The 22,007-nt window shown below is 70.1% G+C and carries 20 protein-coding genes; 9 read left to right on the top strand and 11 right to left on the bottom strand.

The features are described 5' to 3' along the window. Positions 1-31: 31 nt before the first annotated feature. Positions 32-2,236 (top strand): MltF family protein, encoded by a 2,205-nt coding sequence (locus tag MYSTI_RS22465; protein ID WP_015350085.1) that lies wholly within the window; start codon positions 32-34, stop codon positions 2,234-2,236. Positions 2,237-2,289: 53 nt separating this feature from the next. Here the strand turns inward: MYSTI_RS22465 and MYSTI_RS22460 are convergent, their stop codons facing one another. The 8 genes from MYSTI_RS22460 to MYSTI_RS22425 all read right to left on the bottom strand — a co-directional run bounded on the left by MYSTI_RS22460 (position 2,290) and on the right by MYSTI_RS22425 (position 10,276). After that, entirely contained in the window at positions 2,290-3,852 is a 1,563-nt protein-coding gene (locus MYSTI_RS22460) for a mucoidy inhibitor MuiA family protein (protein WP_015350084.1), read from the bottom strand. Further along, on the bottom strand, positions 3,852-6,206 hold the full coding sequence (locus MYSTI_RS22455) for a DUF4139 domain-containing protein (protein WP_015350083.1): 2,355 nt from the start codon (positions 6,204-6,206) through the stop codon (positions 3,852-3,854). The genes MYSTI_RS22460 and MYSTI_RS22455 overlap by 1 nt, the downstream gene beginning before the upstream one ends. A gap of 79 nt (positions 6,207-6,285) precedes the next feature. Further along, positions 6,286-6,756: an SCO6045 C-terminal-like domain-containing protein gene (locus MYSTI_RS45840; RefSeq protein ID WP_015350082.1), complete on the bottom strand. Its 471-nt coding sequence runs from the start codon at positions 6,754-6,756 to the stop codon at positions 6,286-6,288. Further along, positions 6,753-7,598, bottom strand: a complete 846-nt coding sequence (locus tag MYSTI_RS22445; protein ID WP_015350081.1) for an MbnB/TglH/ChrH family RiPP precursor modification enzyme — start codon at positions 7,596-7,598, stop codon at positions 6,753-6,755. The genes MYSTI_RS45840 and MYSTI_RS22445 overlap by 4 nt, the downstream gene beginning before the upstream one ends. Beyond that, positions 7,595-8,524: a TIGR04222 domain-containing membrane protein gene (locus MYSTI_RS22440; RefSeq protein WP_015350080.1), complete on the bottom strand. Its 930-nt coding sequence runs from the start codon at positions 8,522-8,524 to the stop codon at positions 7,595-7,597. The genes MYSTI_RS22445 and MYSTI_RS22440 overlap by 4 nt, the downstream gene beginning before the upstream one ends. A gap of 115 nt (positions 8,525-8,639) precedes the next feature. Beyond that, entirely contained in the window at positions 8,640-9,185 is a 546-nt protein-coding gene (locus MYSTI_RS22435) for a M15 family metallopeptidase (RefSeq protein WP_015350079.1), read from the bottom strand. 98 nt (positions 9,186-9,283) lie between these two features. Continuing rightward, positions 9,284-9,691: an MGMT family protein gene (locus MYSTI_RS22430; protein WP_015350078.1), complete on the bottom strand. Its 408-nt coding sequence runs from the start codon at positions 9,689-9,691 to the stop codon at positions 9,284-9,286. Between the two features lie 54 nt (positions 9,692-9,745). Next, entirely contained in the window at positions 9,746-10,276 is a 531-nt protein-coding gene (locus MYSTI_RS22425; RefSeq protein ID WP_015350077.1) for an FHA domain-containing protein, read from the bottom strand. A 186-nt stretch (positions 10,277-10,462) separates the two neighbouring features. Here MYSTI_RS22425 and greA point away from each other — a divergent pair, with 186 nt between their 5' ends. From greA to thrC, 5 genes are all read left to right on the top strand, one after another. Next, positions 10,463-10,981 (top strand): transcription elongation factor GreA, encoded by a 519-nt coding sequence (gene greA / locus MYSTI_RS22420; protein WP_015350076.1) that lies wholly within the window; start codon positions 10,463-10,465, stop codon positions 10,979-10,981. A 179-nt stretch (positions 10,982-11,160) separates the two neighbouring features. Next, positions 11,161-14,577 carry an ATP-dependent DNA helicase RecG gene (recG, locus tag MYSTI_RS41395; protein WP_233277930.1) on the top strand — a complete coding sequence of 1,139 codons (3,417 nt, stop codon included), beginning with the start codon at positions 11,161-11,163 and terminating at the stop codon, positions 14,575-14,577. A gap of 53 nt (positions 14,578-14,630) precedes the next feature. Beyond that, positions 14,631-15,284, top strand: coding sequence for a protein-L-isoaspartate(D-aspartate) O-methyltransferase (locus MYSTI_RS22410; RefSeq protein ID WP_015350074.1), 654 nt, complete (start codon positions 14,631-14,633; stop codon positions 15,282-15,284). 94 nt (positions 15,285-15,378) lie between these two features. Further along, positions 15,379-15,861 (top strand): hypothetical protein, encoded by a 483-nt coding sequence (locus MYSTI_RS22405; RefSeq protein WP_233277929.1) that lies wholly within the window; start codon positions 15,379-15,381, stop codon positions 15,859-15,861. Continuing rightward, on the top strand, positions 15,858-17,195 hold the full coding sequence (gene thrC, locus MYSTI_RS22400; RefSeq protein WP_015350072.1) for a threonine synthase: 1,338 nt from the start codon (positions 15,858-15,860) through the stop codon (positions 17,193-17,195). Before MYSTI_RS22405 ends, thrC begins: the two co-directional genes overlap by 4 nt. 57 nt (positions 17,196-17,252) lie before the next feature. Here thrC and ribB read toward each other — a convergent pair whose 3' ends face one another. Further along, the gene (gene ribB, locus MYSTI_RS22395; RefSeq protein WP_044900558.1) at positions 17,253-18,404 is read right to left on the bottom strand and encodes a 3,4-dihydroxy-2-butanone-4-phosphate synthase; all 1,152 of its coding nucleotides are present in this window, start codon (positions 18,402-18,404) and stop codon (positions 17,253-17,255) included. Between the two features lie 214 nt (positions 18,405-18,618). Between ribB and MYSTI_RS22390 the strand changes: the two genes are divergently transcribed. Together MYSTI_RS22390 and tmk are read left to right on the top strand one after the other, a co-directional pair. Beyond that, positions 18,619-18,957: a hypothetical protein gene (locus MYSTI_RS22390; protein ID WP_201768920.1), complete on the top strand. Its 339-nt coding sequence runs from the start codon at positions 18,619-18,621 to the stop codon at positions 18,955-18,957. Then, positions 18,954-19,610: a dTMP kinase gene (tmk, locus tag MYSTI_RS22385; RefSeq protein ID WP_015350069.1), complete on the top strand. Its 657-nt coding sequence runs from the start codon at positions 18,954-18,956 to the stop codon at positions 19,608-19,610. The genes MYSTI_RS22390 and tmk overlap by 4 nt, the downstream gene beginning before the upstream one ends. Before the next feature lie 8 nt (positions 19,611-19,618). Here tmk and MYSTI_RS22380 read toward each other — a convergent pair whose 3' ends face one another. Together MYSTI_RS22380 and MYSTI_RS22375 are read right to left on the bottom strand one after the other, a co-directional pair. Continuing rightward, positions 19,619-20,215 carry a hypothetical protein gene (locus MYSTI_RS22380; protein WP_015350068.1) on the bottom strand — a complete coding sequence of 199 codons (597 nt, stop codon included), beginning with the start codon at positions 20,213-20,215 and terminating at the stop codon, positions 19,619-19,621. 227 nt (positions 20,216-20,442) lie between these two features. Then, positions 20,443-21,045, bottom strand: a complete 603-nt coding sequence (locus MYSTI_RS22375) for a hypothetical protein (protein WP_044281154.1) — start codon at positions 21,043-21,045, stop codon at positions 20,443-20,445. A 209-nt stretch (positions 21,046-21,254) separates the two neighbouring features. On the opposite strand from MYSTI_RS22375, the gene MYSTI_RS22370 reads away from it, so the two are divergent. Beyond that, positions 21,255-21,992 (top strand): competence/damage-inducible protein A, encoded by a 738-nt coding sequence (locus MYSTI_RS22370; RefSeq protein ID WP_015350066.1) that lies wholly within the window; start codon positions 21,255-21,257, stop codon positions 21,990-21,992. The last annotated feature ends 15 nt before the right edge of the window (positions 21,993-22,007 follow it).

The following is a 22,007-nucleotide window of genomic DNA, read 5'->3' as shown; positions in this document are numbered from 1 at the left end:
CGGAGTCGCCCCACCCGAGGGGGAAGTACCCATGGAGTGCTGTTCCCGCTGGCTGTTCGTCGTCGCGCTGCTCGTGAGTGTCACCGCCTGCAAGCAGGACCCGCCCGCTCCTCCGCCGGCACCTCCCGTCGTGGCCGCCGTCGAGCCGGAAGACCCACCGTTCCCCGAACAGGCCCTGCCGCTCCCCGCCGAAGACGCGCAAGCGAACGCCATCCCCGCGAAGCCGCCCGAGCCTCCCTTCACCGGAGACCTCCCCGCGCTTCGCACGCGCGGCGTGTTGCGAGTCCTCGTGGAGACCATCGATGAGCGCTCCCTGCCACGCCAGGGCATGCCTCGTTCGCAGGACCGGGCCATCCTGGAGCGCTTCGCCGAGAAGCACGGGCTGACCGCCGAGTTCATCCCCGTCGAGCGCTTCGACCAGCTCATCCCGATGCTGCGTGAAGGCCGAGGCGACGTCATCGCCGCGGACCTCACCGTCACCCCCGAGCGCGCCAAGGAGCTCGCGTTCACCCGACCGCTCGCGCTCGTCAGCGAAGTGCTCGTCGGCAAGCGAGGCGCCTCCGGTTTGCCTCGCAAGCCCGAGGAGCTCGCGGGCCGCACGGTCCATGTGCGCGCCAGCTCCACTTTCGCCGCATCCCTCGCGACCCTCGCCAAGGACAAGGCTCGGGGACTCGTCGTCGAGCCCGTGGCCGAGAGCCTCGACTCCGAGGAGCTGGCCTGGAAGGTCACCCAAGGCGAGCTCCCGCTCACCGTCGTGGACAGCCACCTGCTCGCCGCCATCGAGACCTACAACCCGAACGTCGAGGCCCTCTTCACCATCGCGGAGAAGCGCGCCCTCGCGTGGGGCGTGCGGCTGGACAACCCCGCGCTGCGCGGTGCCCTGGATGCCTTCCTCATCGAGCGGGCCCTCACCGAGCATCACCAACAACTGTTCACCGGAGACCTCGACGGCATCCGCAAGCGCGGCGTGCTGAGAGTCCTCACGCGCAACAGCCCCGTCACCTACTACCTCCACCGAGGAGGACAGGCCGGCTTCGACTACACGATGGCGAAGCTGGTGGCGGACGCTCTCAAGGTGCGGCTCGAGATCCTCGTCCCGCCTTCCTATGAGGCGCTCCTCTCCTGGTTGAAGGAGGGCAGGGGAGACATGGTCGCCGCCGCGCTCACCGTCACCCTGGAGCGTCAGCGCGAGGTCGCCTTCTCGAGCCCGTACCTCTTCGTGGACGAGGTCCTCGTGCAGCGCGCGGGCGCAGAGAAGCCCACCACCCTCGCGGACCTGAAGGGCCGCGCGATTCACGTCCGCCGCTCCTCCAGCCACTTCGCCACCTTGAGCGCCCTGGCTCCTGGGCACGGCTTCGTCCTCGTCGAGGAGCCCGAGGACCAGGACGCCGAGACGCTCATCGAGCGGGTGGCCCGCGGAGAGATTCCCTTCACCGTGACGGACAGCCACATCCTCGCCGCGGAGCTCGTCTATCGCGATGACGTGGAGGTCGCGTTGACCGTGCCCGGTCAAGGCACCCCCGCGGGCAAGGAGGGGCACTACGGCATCGCCTTCGCCGTGCGCCAGCAGAGCCCGAAGCTGCGTGCGTTCCTCAACGGCTTCGTGAAGAAGACCTATCGCGGCACCGAGTACAACCTGGCCCGCCGCCGCTACTTCGAGGGGCGACGTGAGGAGGCCCCCGCGACCACGGAGGAGGCGGTCCTCGCGGGCACCATCTCGCCCTATGACGGACTCGTCCGCTCCTACTCCGCGCGCTACGGCCTGGACTGGCGGCTGATGGTCGCGCAGATGTTCCAGGAGAGCCGCTTCGACCCGCGCGCGAGGAGCTGGGTGGGCGCACAGGGCCTCTTCCAGGTCATGCCGAACACGGGCACGGAGCTGGGCTTCCGGAAGCTCGAGGACCCCGAGCAAGGCATCCACGCGGGCGTGAAGTACATGCACCAGCTCATCGGCCGCATCGCCCCGGAGATTCCCTTCAAGCAGCGGCTGCGCTTCGCCCTGGCCTCGTACAACGCGGGGCTCGGCCACGTGCTGGATGCGCGGCGCCTGGCGCAGGAGCAGGGCCTGGACCCCAACCGCTGGTTCGGCCACGTCGAGAAGGCCATGCTCCTCCTCGAGAAACCGCACTACTACCGCCGCGCCCGGCACGGCTACTGCCGAGGCTCCGAGCCCGTGAAGTACGTCTCCGAAATCCAGACGCGCTACGGGAACTACGTGGCCGTCGTCCAGCACTGAAGGCCGAGTCCCGCCCGGAGGAACCTCACGGGCGAGACCCAGGCCAGGACGCCCTACAGCCCCGCGACCTTCGACGAGCTGGTCACCGTGTAGACCAGCGTCAGCTCCTGCTGGGAGCGCGGAGGCGCGGTCAGCTCGAAGCGCGCGATGCCCTCCGTGCTCACTCGCGTGGGCGCGGGCCGTGTGGCTTCCTTCTGGAGCACCACCTCCACGGACTCCACCTCGGAGACAGGAAGCCGCTCCTCGAGCGCCACCGCCGCGGGCTTCGGCCCCATGTTGGAGACGAACATCCGCACGTGGTGCGTCTTCACCTTGCGCCCCGTCAGCCGGCTCACGTCCTCCTGGAGGTCCGTCTGCCGAGCCACCCGCAGCGAGTCCTCACTCCCGAAGCCCAGCCGCACGCGCTCGCCCTTCCCGGTGAAGCGAAGCTGCGAGCGGCCGACGTAGCCACTCTGCCGCACCAGGTCCACCGGGCCCGCGAGCAGCACCGCCGGACTCACGTTGTCGAAGCGCGCCACCCGATGGACCAGCGGTGACAGCTCCGGACACACGAGCAGCTCGGAGGCCGCGGGCGCGGTGAAGTGGAACAGGGGGACGCGATGCGGCTCGCCATCGGAGGGAACCGTGGCCCGATGAGGCGCCGCGAGCGTCAGGGCCTCACCGCCGTCATCCATTCCGGGCAGTCCCTCGTCGCGCTTCGCCGCACCGCCTTCGCCCGCCGTCTGGATGACCTCCTCGCGCACCGCCACTTCGACGACCTGCTTCTCCCGGTCTGTCTTGTCGCGCAGGAAGAGCCAGTCCGTCTCCAGCCGAGGCGGCGCCGCGCCCAGCGTGGGACGCGCGGTGGAGAACGCCAGCTCCACGTCCTTCCACTCCTCCTCCGTGCGCTGCCACACCACCGCCTCGCACTCCAGCCGCACCGTCGTGTTCGTCCCCTCGGACGACGACTCCAGCGTCGCGCGATACGCGGGGCGCCAGGCCGCGCAGGGCACCAGATACGTGACGGACAAGAGCGCGGTGCCACCCGCGGGGTGCCCCACCTCCAGCTCCGCCTGGACGTCGAGCCGTGCCTCCTCCTGCTGCGTCCCGGCGCGTGCGCGACGTGCCTCCTCCAGCTGGTGCTGCACGCGGAGGTGCTCGCGCTGTGCCTGCCGCAGGGCCTCGCCCGCGGCCTCCAGCTCCTGGCGCACGGAGTCGAGCTGTTGCTTCCACGTCTCGGCGCGCGACATGCCTCCGCCGGCCTGCTCGGAGATGGCGCGGTAGACATCCGCGTGCGCGGTCGTCAGCAGGTCCTGGCGAGCCGTCAGCCGACTCACGTCCGAGCTGCGCTGGCGTTCCTCCTGCTCCAGGTCCGCCACGCGCTGGTCCAGTCGGGTGGTGTGCTCGCGCAGGGCCTCGGGCGGCTGGGGCTTGCGCGCGCGGCGCACGCGGGCCTGGGACACGGTGCCTCCGGCGAGCTTCGCTTGGAGCGAGCGGTCCACGGCCAGGGGCGACAGCCCGGAGACGACCAGTCGCTGGGCGCCCGGAACCAAGGGAACCTCGCCTCGGCGCTCGACGAGGGCGCGGTCTTCCAGGAGGGTGACCTTGACCACCGGCAGGGTGAAGGGCGTGCTCATCAGGTCCTCCTGTTTCCGCCGCCCAGCATCTTGCTGGCGGGAATCTTCACGGTCCATGTGGCCTTGAGCGTCTGGGCTTCACCGGGCTGGAGCACCACGCGCCACGCGCGCTCTCCCTCCACGGGGACTTCCCCTGGCAAGGGCGTGCGTTTCTGCCAATGCGGCGCCACCTCCGTCTCCTCCACCTTGATGTCCTTCTCGAAGTTCGAGGGCACCGCGGGCACGCGCTCGCACACCTCGATGAGGATTCGATTGGTGAGCCGGTTGGCCAGCTCCACCGAGACCTGGTGCGTGAGCATCGTCGCGCCGCCGAAGATGCCGCCGGAGGCTTCGTCGAAGCGCGTGTTGCGCGCGACCTTGATGGACTCCTCGACGCCCAAGCCCAGGCGCTGCGTCGAGCCTGGAGGCATGGTGGGCAGCGGTGACGTCATCAGGAACTCGTCGCCGAGCGTGACATCCACCGGGCCCGCGAGGAGCGGGTAGGGCGTCCGGTTCTCCACGCGCACCGTGCGGAACGCGCGGGGCTCCACGGAGGGCACGCAGACGTACTCGGGCGACAATCCCACGGGGACGGAGAGGACAGGCAGCGTGTGCCACGTCCCATCGGAGGGCACGTCCGCGCGGGTCTCCACGTCGAACCGCGCATCGAAGTGCATCGCCGACTCGCGCGGGGGAACGGTCCAAGCGGGGGCGGGGACACGCCAGAGGCTGGCCACCTCCCGCTCACACACGGCCACGAAGGAGACGACGTTGACCTGGACCTGGATGGCCGACAGGGCCATCACCTCGCGCGTGACGTGACTGGGGCGAGGGTGGAGCCGGCCGCGCGCGGAGGACTCGCCATCCGCGGGGCCCAGGGACAGCCGCTCGTAGTCCAGCCACTGGTCGGCGGGGTCCAGACGCGACGTGGCGCCCGGCTTCTCGGCCGAGCCCCCGAAGCCATCCTCCGACTCGGGCTCCGGGGCGAGGTCCGCCATCATGGGCTCGTCGAGGGACAGGCTCTCCTTGGCCATGTCATCGTCGTCCATGCCCTCGTACTGCTTCGGGGAGGGGGCTCCTCCTCGGAAGCCGCGCGCGCGGCTGCGTGCGGGCATGTCCTCTGGCTCCATGCGGGCCAGGTTCTGCGAGGGCTTCGAGGCCATGGGCGCCGACGGGGGACGTGGCGCGGACCGGGAGGCAGACGCGGAGGCGGGTCCTCCGGGCGCGGCCATCGCGGGTGCCGGGGCCCCCGCCATGTCGACGTCCCGATGAGGCCGTGACTTCTTCTTCGCCTGAGGCGCGCCGCCGGAAGTGGCCTCCTCGAGCTGAGCCGTCATGTCCGGGGCCGCCGCGCCTTCCTGCGGGAGCACGCCGCCGATGGCGGCCTGGTACGGAGCGGCGCCGGGGCCGTTGAGGGGCTGGTTCTTGAATGCGGACGCGGGCGCGGGACGGAAGGAGTCGTAGCCCGCGAAGAGCTCATCCAGTCCCGGAGGCGGCTCGCGCCAACCGGAGCGAGGCGGTGCGGGTTGCCGACGTCCGATGCGCAGGGCCTTGAGCTCGGGGACCTCGGCCCTTCGGTCCAGCGCGGCGGTGGACACGGCCAGCTTCACGCCGGACCAGTCCTCGCCCGTGCGCTGGATGATGGACGCGCGCATGCGCATCGTTCCTTCTTCCAGCGTCTTGGGCAGGTGCAGGTCATACGTGGGGACCCAGCGCGCGCCCGGTACGGCGTACTCCAGGGCGATGAGCGCGGGTGTCTCGCGAGGCCAGGGGGTGCCGGACAACGTGAGCACGGCGGCGCGATACACGCGGGCTCGCTCACCGCGCACGGCACTGGAGGCTTCGTGCAAGCGCTGTCGCCGCAGTTGTACGTCGGCCTCCGCGTCGCGCAGGTCTCGCTCCAACCCCAGACGTCGCGAGTGCAAGGCGGCCAGCTCCGCGTCCACGAAGGACGTCAGCGACAGCATCGCGGCCAGCGGTGCCTCGTGCGGCTGGTAGTGGTCCTTGTTCTTCGGAGCGAACGTGGGCTTGAGCGCGCCAATGGCTTGGAGCTCGCGCTGCAGTCCCGCCAGCCGCGTTGTCACATCCGAGACCCGCGCGCGGGCCGCCTCCAGCGCTTGATGCTCGCTGGGCACGTCGACTTCAGGTGGAAGCTGGACGTCGTAGGTCGGGCGGATGGCGCGGACGGTGAGACCGGGTGGTCCTTGTCTCACGCTGGCTCGGAGTGTTCCGGCACGCAGTGACAGGGGAAGACCGTTGAGCTGGACTTCGGTTGGAACGCGGCCCTCCACCAGTTGCAGGGTGGCGACGCGTGTACACAGCGCCCCCTCCGCGTGAACGGTGACCGCATCCAGGATGGATGGCACGACGAGCATGCGCCCCCTCGGCTCGAAGAGAAGCGATAACGGTAATCGAGATGGGACCTGGAATCATGCCCTCATCGGAGATGTGCGGTCAGACCCACCGCATCACTCGCCCGCCGGGGAGCCTCAGGGCCACTTGCCATCGCCGGGTGAAGGTGTCTCGCCGGATGACGAGCGCGAATCCGCGGCGCCGCACCGCTTCTCCTGTAGCTATCCAGTTCCACCGTGCATCGAAGTCGAGCAGGACCCCGGAAACCGATGCGGGGAGGAGACCGGGTCCTCGGAGTGTTTCAGCGAAGCGTCGCCCCTCGGCGCGTGGGTCTGGCTCCACGGACATGGGATGGGCGCGGGCCCAGGAATCGAAGTGGCGCGCGAAGTCAGGGCCCAGGGCCGAGGCGAGCTGGGGCCAGGTGTTCTCCACGGCTCGGCGTCGCTTGTGAATCAAGGCTTGGGCGGCGGCCTGGACGCGCGCTGTATCGAAGCCCGCGGGAACGGGGCCTCCCACGCCGAGCGCTCGCACCAGCTCCCCCTGGGCCTGGGCCAGCCGCTCACGCGCGCTCATCCGTGAGCCTCCGCGCGCTCGCGTGTGACACCGCGCTTCATCGCGAGGGACATCTCCGCGAGCTCCGCGGACAGCTCCGTCTCGGAGGGGAAGCGGTCATCCCGTTCGAGCATCACCGGCACCGGGCCGAGCCTCCGCGCCAATCGCTCCAGCAGGGACAGCGGCCCCGTGGGCACGGGGTGCGCGTGGGTGTCGTGATACAGGCCGCCGTGTTGGACGCCACCGGCCACATGCACATAGGCCAGTCGCTCACGAGGCACCGATGCCAGGACCGCGTCCGCGTCCGTGCCGTGGTTGAGCGCGTGGGCGTGGAGGTTCGCGACATCGAGCAGCAGGGAGGCGCTGGTTCGCGCGAGCACCTCGCGCAGGAACTCCGCTTCGGTGAAGGCCGCGTCGGGCCACTCGAACAGCGAGGCCACGTTCTCCAGCGCGAGCGGGACGGGCAGCGCGGCTTGGGCTCGCGATACATTCTCCGCCAACACCTCCAGCGCATCCGTGGTGCGAGGGATTGGCAGCAGATGGCCAGCCTCAATGCCTCCCGCGCGGACAAAGGCCAGGTGCTCGCTGATGCAGACCGCGCCCAGCCGCTCCGCCAGTCGCGCGAGCCAGGACAGCCGCTCGGAGGACAGCGGCTCCGCGGCGCCGAGGCCCAGGGAGACGGAATGCAACACCAGGGGGACACCGCGCTTGCGAAGCTGCACCAGCGGCACGGGGATGGGGCCCGTGGGAGGAAGGTGCTCGGCGAGGACCTCCACGAAGCCGGGGGAAGGCATCCGGTCGATGAACAGCGCCAGCTCCCGTCGCCAGCCGATGCCCACGCCCTGGAGCGAGACCCCGCTCAATCACCACCTCCGCCACAACCGCCGCAGCCGCTGCTCCCACAGCTGCTACTGCTGCTGCAGCTCCCGCCGCTGTCGCTGCTGCCGCCCGCGCAGCCGCTGCTCCCTCCACCACAGCCGCCGCTGCTGGAGCTGGAGTCTCCTCCGCTGGAGACCTCGGGGGCGATCTGCCGGCGCAACAGCTCGAAGTCGGTCAGGGGGACCACCCCGAGACCGAAGAGGGCCACCGCGAGCGCCAGGTCGTGGCTGTTCATCACCTCGGGAGACTTCGCGCTGCGCGCGGTGAGTCGCAGGGCCTGTTGCTCCGTCCGCAGGACCCACAGGACCTCATCACCCAGGCGGGTGCGCCAGGTCTTCCGGGAGAACAGGTAGACGGCGATGAAGCTGAAGATGCTGAACAGGAACAGGATGCCCACGGGCTTGTCGCGCGACAGGCCCACGAGGATCTTGGCCAGCCCCACCACCAGCAGCACGACGCCGAGGAGCGGAGGCAGCCACCGGGCGAGTCGTGCCCGAGGGGCGTCGACCAGCAAGCCCTGTTGGATGAGCGGCTCCTTGAGCTGCTCGATGGCGGGCTCTGCTCGGGCATGCAGCTCCGCGAGGCGCAGGGACTGACCCGAGACCGCGCCGTAGGTGGCGCGCTCGACGGGCGAGCGGAGGGTGGGACGCTTTCCGGTGAGCTCGATGTTCGTGCCGTCCATGCGAATCACGCCCTCGTGCAGGAGCCGGGCGAGGGCGGTGTGGACGACTTCCTTCGGACCCGACAACAGCGCGACGTCGTACGGGTCGAGCGCCTGGTGCTCGCGTCCCGTCCGTCCGCCGGGGCCCCGCAGCAGGCGGCGAAGCGCGATGCCCGTGACCACGGCCACCACGAACATCGCGACGTACACCCTGAGGAACTGCGGACCTGACCAATCCAATGGATTCATCGCGCCGACCTCCACGAGAGTTTCCCCACCCATGAACGGGGCGCGGAAGGCGACGATAGCCTGAGCGCGTGACGTCTTTGTGACGTCGTGAGCGCCCGCATGGGGCGTGGGTGACTCAGCTCGGGTCCTGGGTGGCCACGGGCGTGGGGGGCTCGGGCGGGCGCGTCTTGCGGCCCAGGCAGTCGAAGCCGGCCACGGGAGGGAAGGTGCTCCGAGGGTGGTACTCCCAATGCCACGGCTCCGAGCGCACCGTGCGGCGGAAGCCGAAGCGACAGGCATTGGCCTTGAGCCATCGGTAGCGCTTCGACGTGCGCTTGCCCACGATGAGGTCCACCGCGATGCCCAGCTGGTGTTTCGACTGGCCGGGCCGCGCCGCCTTGTTGCCGCTGCCTTGCCGGTACTGCTCGTAGAGCCACCGCTGCTCATGCGGGGAGCGGTAGCCGCTCGTGACTGTCAACACGATGCCGTGCTTCGCCGCATCCTGGGCCATGCGCTGGTACGCCGTCGCGGTGTCTCGGTGGAGCTGGTGCCCTCCCGGGAGGCTCACGAGCCTGGGGGCCTTCGCCTTGTTCTTCCGCGTGCGCACCTCCCCCGCGACGGCGGCCGAGGTGAACAGGCACAGCAACAGGACGACACTCCAGCGGAATAGCGCGAGCGACATGGCGGAATCCGGCCCGAGGGCAAGAGCCCGACTCTCGCGCGTCTATTCCCGCAGGCAAGCAGCCGGGAGGCCGAGCCCTTGGTGCAGGATGTGACGTGTCAGAACAGCTGAAGCTGCGCGGAGGCCGGTTTCTCGGCGGTGCGCGGCAGCGTCTGGAAGCCATTCGCGCGAGCCCACTCCTCGCTGGGGCCGCTCCAGTGGTGCGCGTCCATCCGCGCGTTGCCGCGCTCGTCGAAGGCCACGCCTTCCTCTTCGAGCCGCTCGCGCTGCCCATGCCCGGTGAGGCTGATGCCGCCCGTGCGGTTGATGATGCGCTGCCACGGCACGGTGGCGGAGCGAGCGCCCAGGGCGCCGAGCGCATGACCCACGACGCGGGCATCACAGCCGTCTCCGACGAGGGTCGCGATGTCGCCGTAGGTGGCCACCTTGCCCCAGGGCACCTGCTCGACGGCGGTGTAGATGCGTTCGAAGTAGTCGCGCTCGTCGCGAGGGCTCTGCTGCGTCATGGTGTCCTGGCTCCTGGGCGCAACCTATCCACGGGACGGGGGGCGAGGCGAGGTCTAGCCGCTGCGCGAGCCCAGGCCGGTGGCCTCGCCCGCTCGCAGGCGCTCATGCAGCGTCTTCGATTCCAGGTACCAGTACTGGACGTTTCCGAAGCTGAGGATGTCGCCGTCGCGCAGCGTGGCCTCGCGCTGTCCCAGGGTGCCGGCGTTGAGGAAGGTGCCGTTGGTGGAGCCCAGGTCCTGCACGGTGCAGCGGTGGTCGGCCTCGCTCCAGCGCAGCTCGGCGTGCAGCTTGGAGACGGACGCGTCGTCGATGACCAGGTCGCAGTCCATGCGCCGGCCGATGCGCAGGCGGTCCGTCGCGTGGAGGGGCGGGAGGGTGGCGACGCGCAGGTGTTCGAATTCAAACAGGAGCGACATCATGCCCAGGCTGATGTCCTCCGGGTCCGCCATGCGGGTGGGCGCGAGCACCGCGGCCGAGGCCTCCGAGGGGGGACGCTGGATGAGGGCGAAGGGCCCCAATTGCCGCTCGAAGTCCTTGGCGGACAGAGACGCGGCGAGGGCACGCAGTTCCTGGACGGACAGCACGAGGGGCAGCCTAGCGGCTCACCCCGCGTGCGCCCAGCGACTCCGAGGGCCATGTACGGGTTTCGTTGACCTTCAGGACTCGGGTTCCCTACATTGAGTCCTTCATCATGGTGGGGGCCGGGCTCCGGGAGGGGTGCCGGCCCTCAATCGTTAGTGAACCTGGGAGTGGTGGAAGGAGCTGTGTCGATGGCTAGCGGGAGCGACAACATCCCGATGACCCCCTCCGGGCTGCGCAAGCTCAAGTCCGAGCTGAAGCACCTGCAGTCCGTCGAGCGGGGGAAGATCTCGCGGGAGATCGAGGTCGCCCGGGCTCACGGGGACCTCCGCGAGAACGCCGAGTATCACGCGGCGAAAGAGAAGCAGTCGCACATCGAAGGGCGCATCCTGGACTTGAATGACTGGATTGCTCGCGCCGAGGTCATCGACCCCAGCAAGCTGGGCGGTGACAAGGTGATTTTCGGGGCGACGGTGGACCTCTTGGACACGGAGACGGACAAGCCCGTCTCGTACCGCATCGTCGGTGAGTTGGAGGCGGACCTGAAGAAGCGGTGGATCGCCGTCACCTCTCCGGTGGCTCGGGCGTTGATTGGCAAGCGCGTGGGGGATGTCGCCACGGTGCAGAGCCCGGGCGGTGTGCGCGAGCTGGAGATCCAGGAGATCCGCTTCGAGGACCCTGAACCCGAAGCCGTCCCCGGCGAGGGCTGAGCCTCGGGCCATTCACGGAAGGGAACCACGGGGGGGCGGGCCACGGCTCGCTTCCCCGGTTGCGTTTTCTGGGAGACGTCACCCCCGTTCCGTAGGATGGATGGTGTGAATCACGCGTGAACCATCCGCTCGCCAGTCTTGTGGGACCCCTCCGGTACGCGTGCCAGCGCGACTTCGCCATGCTCGCGACCGTGAAGGGGCTGACCCCCGTCTTGGAGCGCGCCCTGGCGGGAGCCAGCGGCGTGAACGCCGAGGCCTTGCGCCTGCTCCGCGCGGCGCTGCCGCATGTGGACCACCCGGTTCCGGAGCATCGCAAGGCGGCGCTGCGGCGGGTAGTGGCGGGGCTGAAGCTCGGGGGCGTGGTGCTGCCCGTGGAGCTGGAAGGGCTCGCGGAGGAGCCCCCTGCGGCATCCCCGCTGGGGCGTGAGCCCGGCGCGCGAGGCGGTGGTGGCGAGCCAGGACGGGATGGAGCGAGCCCGCGGCCAAGGTCCGCTGAACCCCGCGGGGCGGTCGGGACGAACGCTTCTGAGTTGAGCGCGCCGGATGCACGGGGAGCGATGCCCCGCTCGGCGGTGATGGGAGGGGGGCAGGGGGGCGCCGCACCGGGAGCCCAAGGTGCGAGGCCCACGGCGCCGCGAGTGGATGCGGGGGCCGCGAGTGGTCGTGCTCTCGGAACGCCGGATGTTCATGCCGAGGCGTCGAGAGCGCCTCGTCAGCAGCAGGATGCGATGTTCGATGGGCCCCACGCGGCGGCGGGTTCCTCCTCCGCCTCCGCGCGAGCTCCTCGGGCGAACGCCGAGACGTCGAGGGCGCCTCGTCAGCAGCAGGATGCGATGTTCGATGGGGCGCACGCGGCGGCGGGATCCTCCTCCGCGCGAGCTCCTCGGCCGAATGCCGAGACGTCGAGGGCGCCTCGTCAGCAGCAGGATGCGATGTTCGATGGGGCCCACGCGGCGGCGGGATCCTCCTCCGCGCGAGCTCCTCGGCCGAATGCCGAGATGTCGAAGGCGCCTCGTCAGCAGCAGGGCGCGGGATTCGAAGGGCCGCGCACGGCAGCGGGCTCCTCCTCCGCGCGAGAGCCTCGGGCACGTGGGATGGAAGGGCAGTTGGAGCCCTCGGCACGGGGCCGCGCGTTGGGAACCGACTCGGTCGCGCCGCCTCCGGGCTATGTGCAGATGCCTTCGTGGCGGTCGAGCGAGCCCGCTCCGGCCGCGCCTCGGGCGAAGGACGCTGATCCGCGTTCGGGCGCTTCCTCGGCCCGGGGCGATGGCCAGTCCTATGGCGCGCACGCGGGCCTGACACGACCTGCTGCCAGTCCTCCCGCACGAGGTGGCGAGCCTCGCCCCGCTGGACGCGGCGCACGCCAGGCTTCGCTCGACACCGGTCCCGAATCCAAGGCCCCGGCCAAGGCCCGCAAGGAACAGAAAAAGAAGAAGCGCGCCGTGGCGGCGGAGGCGTCGCGCTCCGAGGCGAAGCTCCTGTCCATCGCGCCTCGCTCCGGCCCGCTGTCCTCTCCGCTGAAGACCCTCGGCAAGCGCCTGGGGCCTCGGCTCATCTCGGCGCTGGACAAGAAGGGGCTGCGCCGGATGGGCGACATCCTCTTCCTCCTGCCGCGCTGCTACGAGGACCGCAGGCGTCTGCTCACCATCGCGGAGCTCGAGCCCGGCGAGCGCGGCGTCACCGTGGGCATGGTCAAGGTCGCGGACTTCGTCCCCGGCAAGCAGGGCCGGCGGATGTTCCGCGCGGTGGTGGGGGACAGCTCGGGCAGCATCGCCGCGACGTACTTCAACGCGGGCCCCTGGCTGAAGAGCCGCTTCACGGTGGGCAAGCGCCTGGTCCTCTCCGGCGAGGTGCGCGCGACGATGAGTGGCCGGGAGATGGCCCACCCTGAAATCGAGCCGGCCGAGGACCTGGACTCCGCCACCTCCGTCCACTTCAACCGCATCGTCCCCGTCTACCCCGGCTTCGAACGAGGCGAGCAGCGCTCCTTCCGCGAGCTGGCTTCCCGCGTCGGCGAACAGTACGCGCACGCCCTCGAGGACCCACTCCCTCCAGAGCTCCGCCGTCGCCTCGAGTTGATGGGGCTGCCGGACGCGCTGCGCTTCATCCACTTCCCACCCGAGGACGCGGACCTGGAGGCGCTCGATGCGCACCAGAGCCCCGCGCATCGCCGGCTCGCGTTCGACGAGCTGTTCTTCCTCCAGCTGGGCATGGCGCTCAAGCGTCAGGGCATCAAGGCGGAGCAGGGCATCAGCTTCGACGTGTCACCCGCGTTCCTCGAGAAGGCGCGCACCGCGCTTCCCTTCCAGCTCACGGGCGCCCAGGCCCGAGTCGTGGAAGAGCTCAGCCGGGACATGGCGCGCGCCGAGCCGATGAACCGGCTGGTGCAAGGAGACGTGGGCAGCGGCAAGACGGCGGTGGCCATGGTCTCCGCGCTCGTCGCGCTGCAGAACGGCTACCAGGTCGCGGTGATGGCCCCCACGGAGATCCTGGCGGAGCAGCACGAGCGCAACTTCCGCAAGGTCCTGGGCCCGCTCGGCTTCCAGGTGGGCCTGGTGAGCGCGTCCGGCACCGCGAAGGCCAAGCGCCAGGTGCGCGACGCCGTGGCTCGGGGCGATATCCACCTCGCGGTGGGCACGCACGCCCTCATCCAGCAGGAGATTGCCTTCGACCGGTTGGGGCTCGTGGTCATCGATGAGCAGCACCGCTTCGGCGTGCTCCAGCGTCACACGCTGATGAGCAAGGGGCTCAAGCCGGACGTGCTGGTGATGACGGCCACGCCGATTCCTCGCACGTTGGCGATGACGCTGTACGGAGACCTGGACCTCTCCATCATCGACCAGCTCCCGCCGGGCCGGACGCCCATCAACACGCGTGTCTTCAACGACAAGCAGCGCGCCCGCGTCTACGAGTCCATCGCCGCGGAGCTGGCCAAGGGGCATCAGGCCTACGTGGTGTACCCGCTGGTGGAGGAGTCGGAGAAGCTGGACCTCGAGGACGCGACGCGCGGCGTGGAGAAGCTGAGCAAGGTCTTCCCCGAGGCGCGCGTCGGCCTGCTTCACGGGCGGATGAAGGCGGAGGAGAAGGACGCGGTGATGGAGGAGTTCCGCGAGAAGCGCATCCAGGTCCTCGTGTGCACCACCGTCGTGGAGGTCGGCGTGGACGTGCCCAACGCCTCGGTGATGGTGGTGGAGTCGGCGGAGCGCTTCGGCCTCTCGCAGCTCCACCAGCTCCGTGGCCGCGTGGGCCGTGGCGCGGCGGCCAGTCATTGCTACCTCGTCGCCGGGAGCGCGCGCTCCTGGGAGTCCGCCGAGCGTCTCGCGGTGATGGAGCAGAGCAGCGACGGCTTCGTCATCGCCGAGAAGGACCTGGAGATTCGAGGGCCCGGAGAGTTCCTGGGGACGCGGCAGAGCGGCCTGCCCGAGCTGGCGGTGGCGAACCTCGCGCGCGATGGAGACCTCCTCTCAATGGCCCAGGCGGAGGCCCGGCGTATCCTCGCGAGGGACCCGGAGATGAAGTCCCCCGAGCACCTCGCGCTGGTGAAGGCGCTGGAGGAGCGGTGGGAAGGCCGGCTCGCGCTCGCGCAAGTGGGCTAGCGGACGCGAGGGAGCCTCGGGCGAGGGGCTCGTGGCGTCGTTAGCTTCGAGGAATGGGTGACCAGGCACGCGCGGACTTCTTGTCCCAGGAGGGCATTCACGACGAGCGGGTCCTGGAAGGAGTCGCTCGGCTGACGCGGGCGGACTTCGTCCCGGAGGCGGCTCGGGGCGAGGTGGCCGCCGACGTGCCGTTGCCCATCGGCCATGGGCAGACCATCAGCCAGCCCTTTGTCGTGGCGCTGATGACGCAGGCGCTCCAGCTCCAAGGCCACGAGCGCGTGCTGGAGATTGGCACCGGCTCCGGCTACCAGACCGCGCTCCTGGCGCTCCTCTGCCGCGAGGTCTTCTCGGTGGAGATCATCCCCGAGCTGGCCCGCTCGGCGCGCGAGCGGCTGAAGCGTCTGGGATTCGACAACGTGTTCCTCCGGCAAGGGGACGGAGGGGAAGGGTGGCCCGAGCAAGCCCCCTTCGACGCCATCCTGGTCACCGCCGCGCCGAACGAGGTCCCCACGGCCTTGCTCTCCCAGCTTCAGGGAGGGGGGCGGATGGTGGTTCCGGTGGGCCCCACCGGGGGCACGCAGGAGCTGCTGCGCATCCGCAGGGCCCGGGAGCCGGGGATGCTCCCCCAGGTGGAGTCCTTGCTCCCCGTGCGCTTCGTTCCCATGACGAGCGCGGCCGCGTTGCCCCCGAGTGTGGGCCCCCGGTAACGTCGCGCGCATCATGATCATCTGTCCGGTCTGCGACCACGTACAGCCTGAGGGGATTGAGTGTGACGTCTGCGGGAAGCGGTTTCCAACCACCGTGACCGCGACTCCTCCCGTGGCCCGGCTGCCGGAACTGGAGCTCACTCCGCACGCAGGGGGCCGCGATGCCGTGCTGGCCCCCACGCTGCCGGAGCTGGACGAGACTCGCCTGCGCAGTGGCCCGGACCTCCCGGCCCAGGTGGTCCAGGACCTGGAGCTCACGCTGTCCGGCCCCACGGCGGATGCCCCCACCGGGGGACTCGATGGCCTGGACACCGGGCGTGCGCCGGACGACGGCGTGCGCACCCCGGCCCCACTGGGCGCGGTCGCCTGCCGCTACTGCAGGCATGTCCAAGCCACGGGGCTGCTCTGCGATAACTGCGGCATGCGAATGCCTCGGGCGCGTGTGGCGCAGGCGGTGGTGGTGACTGGGACGGCGGAGGAAGGGGAGGGGTGGATGGCCTGCCCGACGTGCCACACGCCGGGCCGCCCGGGACGCAACTGCAACGAGTGCGGCGCGCGTCTCGCGGAGGAAGCATGAGCGCCCAGGGGCCCGTGTTCCGGGCGGAGTATGCGTGCAGCGAGGGCTGTGACTTCCGCGCGTCGCTGCTGGAGGTCGTCTACCGCTGCCCGCGTTGCGAGGGATTGCTGGAGGTTCGTCACGATGTCGCGGCCCTGCGCACCGTGCCCGCGGAGGAGTGGCGCCGGCGCTTCGAGTCGCGCTTCGGGTCGGCGAGGCTGCCGGATGGCTCGGGCGTCTGGGGCAAGCGCGAGTGGGCCTATCCCCAGCTCCCCGTGGAGGACATCGTCTCGTTGGGCGAGGGCCGTGTGCCGCTCAAGCCGCTGCCGCGCATGGCGTCGGAGCTGGGGCTGGCCGCGCTCGACTTGAAGGAATGCGGCGTGTCGCCCACGGGCAGCTTCAAGGACTGGGGCATGACGGTCCTCGTCTCGGCCGTGAAGCACATGCGGGCGAAGGGCGTGCCCCTGCGGGCCGTGGCCTGCGCGTCCACGGGCGACACCTCCGCGGCGCTGTCCGCCTACTGCGCGGCGGCGGGCATCCCCGCGGTGGTCTTCCTGCCTCGGGACAAGGTCTCCCTCGCGCAGCTCGTGCAGCCCATCGCCAATGGCGCGCGCGTGCTGTCGCTGGATACGGACTTCGACGGCTGCATGCGGCTGGTGCAGGCGGTGACGGCGGACACGGGCCTGTACCTGGCCAACTCGATGAACTCGCTGCGCATCGAGGGGCAGAAGATGGTCGCCGTGGAGCTGTGCCAGGACCTGGGCTGGGATCCTCCGGACTGGGTGGTGATTCCCGGTGGCAACCTGGGCAACGCGAGCGCGCTGGGCAAGGGCTTCGAGCTGATGTTGGAGCTGGGCCTCATCAGCCGGAGGCCGCGCATCGCCGTGGCGCAGGCTCAGCGCGCCAACCCCCTGGCCCGAGCCTTCCGCGGAGGCTTCCAGGAGCTGGTCCCCATGCAGGCGCAGACCACGCTGGCGTCCGCCATCCAGATTGGCAACCCGGTGTCCTTCCGCCGCGCGGTGCGAATCCTCGAGGCGTTCGACGGCGTGGTGGAGGAGGCCACCGAGTCGGAGCTGGCCAATGCGGCCGCTCGCGCGGACCGCGAGGGGACCTTCACCTGTCCCCAGACGGGCGTGGCGCTGGCGGCGCTGGAGAAGCTCGTGGCCCAGGGAGTCATCGCGAAGGGCGCGCGCGTGGCGGTGGTGTCCACCGCGCACGGGCTGAAGTTCGCGGACTTCAAGGTGGGCTACCACCGGGGCACGCTGGCGGACGTGGCCAGCCGCTACGCGAATCCGCCCGTCGCGCTGCCCGCCACGCTGGCGGCGGTGCGAGAGGCCCTGGCGGACCTGGGCTGAGGCCCATCGGTGCGGGGGCTCCTCGCTCGGGGAGCCCCACGCACGGGGGGAGACCGCTCAGTCCGCGACGAGCGGGATGCGCTTGTCGATGGTGAGCCCGAAGCCCGCGAGGCCCCGGTAGGTGATGTCCGAGTTGGTCATCACCTGGAGCGAGCGCACGCCCAGGTCGTTGAGAATCTGGCAGCCCATGCCCAGGTCTCGGGACTCGCGCGGGCCGGCGCCCAGGGAGGCGCTGCCGTCCGTGTTGCGCTTGTGCTGGATGCCGAAGTCGTCCCCGTGCATGCCGGGCAGGTAGACCAGCACGCCATTTCCTTCGCGAGCGATGCGGGCCAGCGCCTGGTCCAGGAGCACGTTGCAGTTGCACGTCGGCGAGCCGAACACATCGCCCAGGGTACAAGCGGCGTGCAGGCGCACCAGCGTGCTGGGGCGGGAGGCGGGGTCGCCCTTCACCAGCACCAGCGACTTGGCGCCGTCCGGCGTCCACGAGTACGTGAGCGCGGTGAACTCGCCATAGCGGGTGGTGACGGTGTGCTGGCCCGGCTCGCGGCGCACCAGCCGGTCCTTGCGGCGGCGGTACTCGATGAGGTCCGCGATGGTGATGACCGCCAGCTTGTGCTCCCGGGCGAACACCTGGAGGTCGGGCATGCGCATCATCGTGCCGTCGTCCTTCACCAGCTCACACAGGATGCCGGCGGGGCCCAGGCCCGCGAGGCGGGACAGGTCCACGGTGGCCTCGGTGTGGCCCGCACGGCGCAGCACGCCGCCCTCGCGGTAGCGCAGGGGGAAGATGTGGCCGGGGCGCAGGAAGTCGCTCGCCTGGCTGTCCGGGTCGGCCAGGGCCAGGATGGTCTTCGCGCGGTCCGCCGCGGACACGCCCGTGGTCGTCCCGTGCTTGTAGTCGACGGAGACGGTGAAGGCGGTGCGGTGGGACTCGTTGTTGTCGGCGACCATCTGCGGCAGGCGCAGGGCGTCCAGCCGGTCCGCCAGCATGGGCATGCAGACGATGCCGCTGGTGTGGCGCACCATGAACGCCAGGTGGTCCGGCGTCACCTTCTCCGCCGCCATGATGAGGTCGCCCTCGTTCTCCCGGTCCTCGTCGTCCGCGACGATGACGAACTTGCCGTCACGGATATCGCGAATGGCGTCCTCGATGGAGGACAGCTGGGTGTCGTGGCGTGGGGTGGCTTCTGTCCGCTCGCGGGTCTGCATGTGCTGGCGCATGTAGCGTCTGCGTTTCGGGCTGGCAAGCCAACCCGCGACCAGCCGTGCGCCCGAGTGATGGGGCGGATGAGCCCGTCGCGAGGGGGGCCTTGCTCCCTCGTTGCGATGTCGTTGAAATTTCCGGAGGGCCGGTGGGTGGGGGTGGGGGGAGCTGGATGACTCGACGCGTGAGACGGGGTGCTGTAGGGTGCCCGGCTCCGAAATGAGCGCCGATACCCAGGACTTGAGGAATCAGCTCGACCGGCTCCAGGAGAGCCTGTCCGTCCGCCAGAGCACCACGCACTTCGCGCACACGGGAGTGGCCACCATGGTCGCCCTGATGTTCGGGGGGGCTGCTGGCAAGCTGTTCTATGACTCCCTCCGCACGCCGCTGCTGGCGTGGGGCGTGGCCCTGCTGTCGGTGGTGCTGCTGGGGTACGCGCTGCGCCGCTACCTCCTGGGCCGCCGCGTGCTGGCCGAGGAGCTGAAGGGCTACCAGGCCATGCTGGCGCTGCGCAGCCAGCTCCGGCTCGACGAACCCGCCGCGCTGCTGCCCCGGTGAGCGCCGCGCGAACGGCCGCCCGCAAGGGGCGGTTCATCGTCCTGGAGGGGCTCGACGGTGCGGGGACCACCACGCAGGTGGAGCGGCTGGCCTCGGCGCTCCGCGCGGAAGGGCACGTGGTGGTGACCACCCGCGAGCCCTCCGATGGGCCCGTGGGGACGATGATTCGCCAGGCCCTCACGGGCCGGCTGGGGCTGCCCCATGGGGCCGGCCCGCTGACGTCCGAGACGCTGGCGCTCTTGTTCGCAGCGGACCGCACGGACCACCTCGCGGCGCGGGTGTTGCCCGCGTTGGCGGAGGGGAAGCTGGTCCTCTGCGACCGGTATGTCCTGTCCTCGCTGGCCTACCAGGGAGCGTCGCTGCCCATGGCCTGGGTGGAGGCCATCAACAGCCACGCGGTGTCCCCGGACCTGACGTTGTTCGTGGGAGTCGCCCCCGAAGTCGCGGCGAAGCGGCGCGCGGTGCGGGGGGGCGCGGAGGAGTTGTTCGAGGCGGATGAGGCGCAGCGGCGCATCGCGAAGCAGTACCTGGCCGCCATCCGCCGCCGCGCGAAGAAGGAGCGCATCGTCCACATCGATGGCGAGCAGGGCATCGAGGCGGTGACGGCGGCCTCCCTCGTGGAGATTCGCAGGCTCCTGGGCCGCAAGCGCTGACGGAGACGTCAGCGCTGCAGGTCGAAGCGCAGGTCGGCCTCGGCATCCATGACGGGGCAACGTCCCCGGGTCGCCCCCGTGCTGCGCAGCTCGAGACGTCCCCGGAGTCGCGTGGCCGTATTCTCCTCGAACACCAGGGTGCCGGTGAGCTCCTGGGTCGTGTCCCCTCGCTGGGGCGGTGCGAGGCAACCACCCGTCGAGAAATAGGCCTCCTTGATTTCGGAGGAGTTGCCCTCGCGGGGGGTGATGGTGGCGTCTCCGGTCGGGGGGAGGAGGGCGCCGAGCTTGATGGTGAAGCTCTTGGGGCCCGTGCCGAGGGCCGCTTCGTCGAACGCGACGTTCGCACAGGCCGTCGACTCATCATCGACAGTGTTGGGGTCCGGGTCGCTCCACTTGCACAGTCCCAACCGCCGGGGCGCTCCGTCCTTGAGCTCGAATTGCGGGTTCAAGTGAAAGAGGACCTGGGTGGGCTTGCTCGTCCGGATGTAGCCCGTGGCGTCTTCATCCCCTGGCTTGGCGTCGTCGCCGCAGGCGGTGAGCGACAGGGCCAGGGCGAAGGGGAGGGCTGCGAACGTTCGGAGGGAGACATGGGGGGCTTGGGGCATGGTGCCCGAAGTGTGCAATTGAAATGCCCCCACTGTCAGCCCCTGGGTGGTCGCGCTAGAAGGTCAGGGCTTCGAAGCGAATCTGGAGTGCCGCCTCATGGATTCTCGGCAACAAGGGAAGGGCGGCGAACGCCCGGAGGCGCGACTCGCTCGTCGACCCGTGGACGAGCCTCTGTGGAGCAGAGGCCCGCCACGGATTCCTGAAATGAAATTCTGAGACAACGGGGTCAGCGGGCGATGTCGAAGCGGATGTTCACCTCGGTCTTGTCGCCGAAGGTGCAGCCCACCGTCTTCCCGATGCTGGTCGCCACCACGTAGCCACTCAGCCGCGTATCGCTGTTCTCTTCCAGCACGACCCGGCCAGACACGTCCTGAACGGCGTCTGCCCGGTCCGAGGCCGCGCAGAAGATGCTGGCGTAGGCGTTCTTGATCTCAGGCGAGTGTCCCGCCCCTGGGGTGAACGTCGCGGAGGACCCCGCGACGGTGTAGCTGCTCTGCCCGGCGACCTTGAACTTCTTGGGGCCGGTTCCGAGGACCGCGTTGTCGAGGTCCAGGACCATGCATGCCCTCGAGTCACCATCCACCCCCAGACTCCCACCCGGGGCGAATGTGGCGCACGCGCCGAGGGAAGGGGTCCCTTCTCGCACGAAGCCCAGGTAGCCCCCCGGGAACAGGTCATAGGAGAGGGTCCTGAGCTCCGAGTGTGTCCCCACGCGAGAAGTCACCCAGACCGACTGGGGCGGCACTCGCTCCGGATTCAGCTCATCGCCGCAGGCGGTGAGCGACAACGCCAGCATCATGGGGAAGACGGGCAGCGTTCGGCGGAACATGGAGAATCTCGCGGTCACGGTCGGGGAACAGACGCTCGTCATCAGGGGGGCTCCGGAATCGGCAACGCAGCCGGCCAAAGCGCATCCCGGCCACGGTGCATCTCTTGCGCTGAGCAATCAGTATGCCGACATGGGAAATGGACACTCACCGTGTGGCGCGAGACTCGCGCGGCGCATCTTCACCTCCATGCGGTAGAGTCCCCGACTCCATGGAGCGTTCGGGTGCGGCGGCAATCATCATCGGCAATGAGGTCCTGACCGCGAAGGTCCAGGACCAGAACGGTCCACACCTCATCAAGCGGCTGCGCGAGGTGGGCATCCCCCTCCGCTCGGTGGAGACCATCCTCGATGACGTGGACGCCATCGTCGATGCGATGAGCCGGGCCCGTCAGAAGGCTCGCTACGTCTTCACCAGTGGCGGCATTGGCCCCACCCACGATGACGTCACGGTGCGGGCGGTGGCGCTGGCCCTCGGGAAGCCGGTGGTGCGGCTGCCGGAGATGGTGTCGCTCATCGAGGCCCGCGCCCCGGGAGGCAAGGTCACGGCGGAAGGCATGCGCCTGGCGGATGCGCCCGAAGGCGCCGTGCTGCTGCCGCAAGCGGGGACGTGGTTCCCCGTCCTGACCGTGGGAGACATCTTCCTGCTGCCCGGCGTGCCCCAGCTCTTCCGGATGCAGTTGGAGACGGTACTCGCGAGGCTGAGTGGCACCCCCGTGGTGCTCCACAACCTGTTCCTGGGCCTGGGGGAGAGTGAGATCGCCGCCGTGCTGGATGCCGTGGCCTTGAGCATGCCGCACGTGGCCATCGGCTCGTATCCGGAGTTCGACCCCACGAAGGACTACCGCGTGAAGATCACCATCGAATGCGCGGACCGGGGCCCCGTGGAGGAGGCCGTCGCGCGAATCGTCGGCGGACTTCCCGAGGGCGCGGTGCTGCGGCGGGAGTAGCGAGCCTCCCGCCGC

The sequence above is a fragment of the Myxococcus stipitatus DSM 14675 genome, assembly GCF_000331735.1.
In the GTDB taxonomy this organism is placed as follows: Bacteria; Myxococcota; Myxococcia; order Myxococcales; family Myxococcaceae; genus Myxococcus; species Myxococcus stipitatus.
The sequence above is the reverse complement of the archived record's forward strand: the minus strand, read 5'-3'. Positions and strand labels throughout refer to the sequence as shown.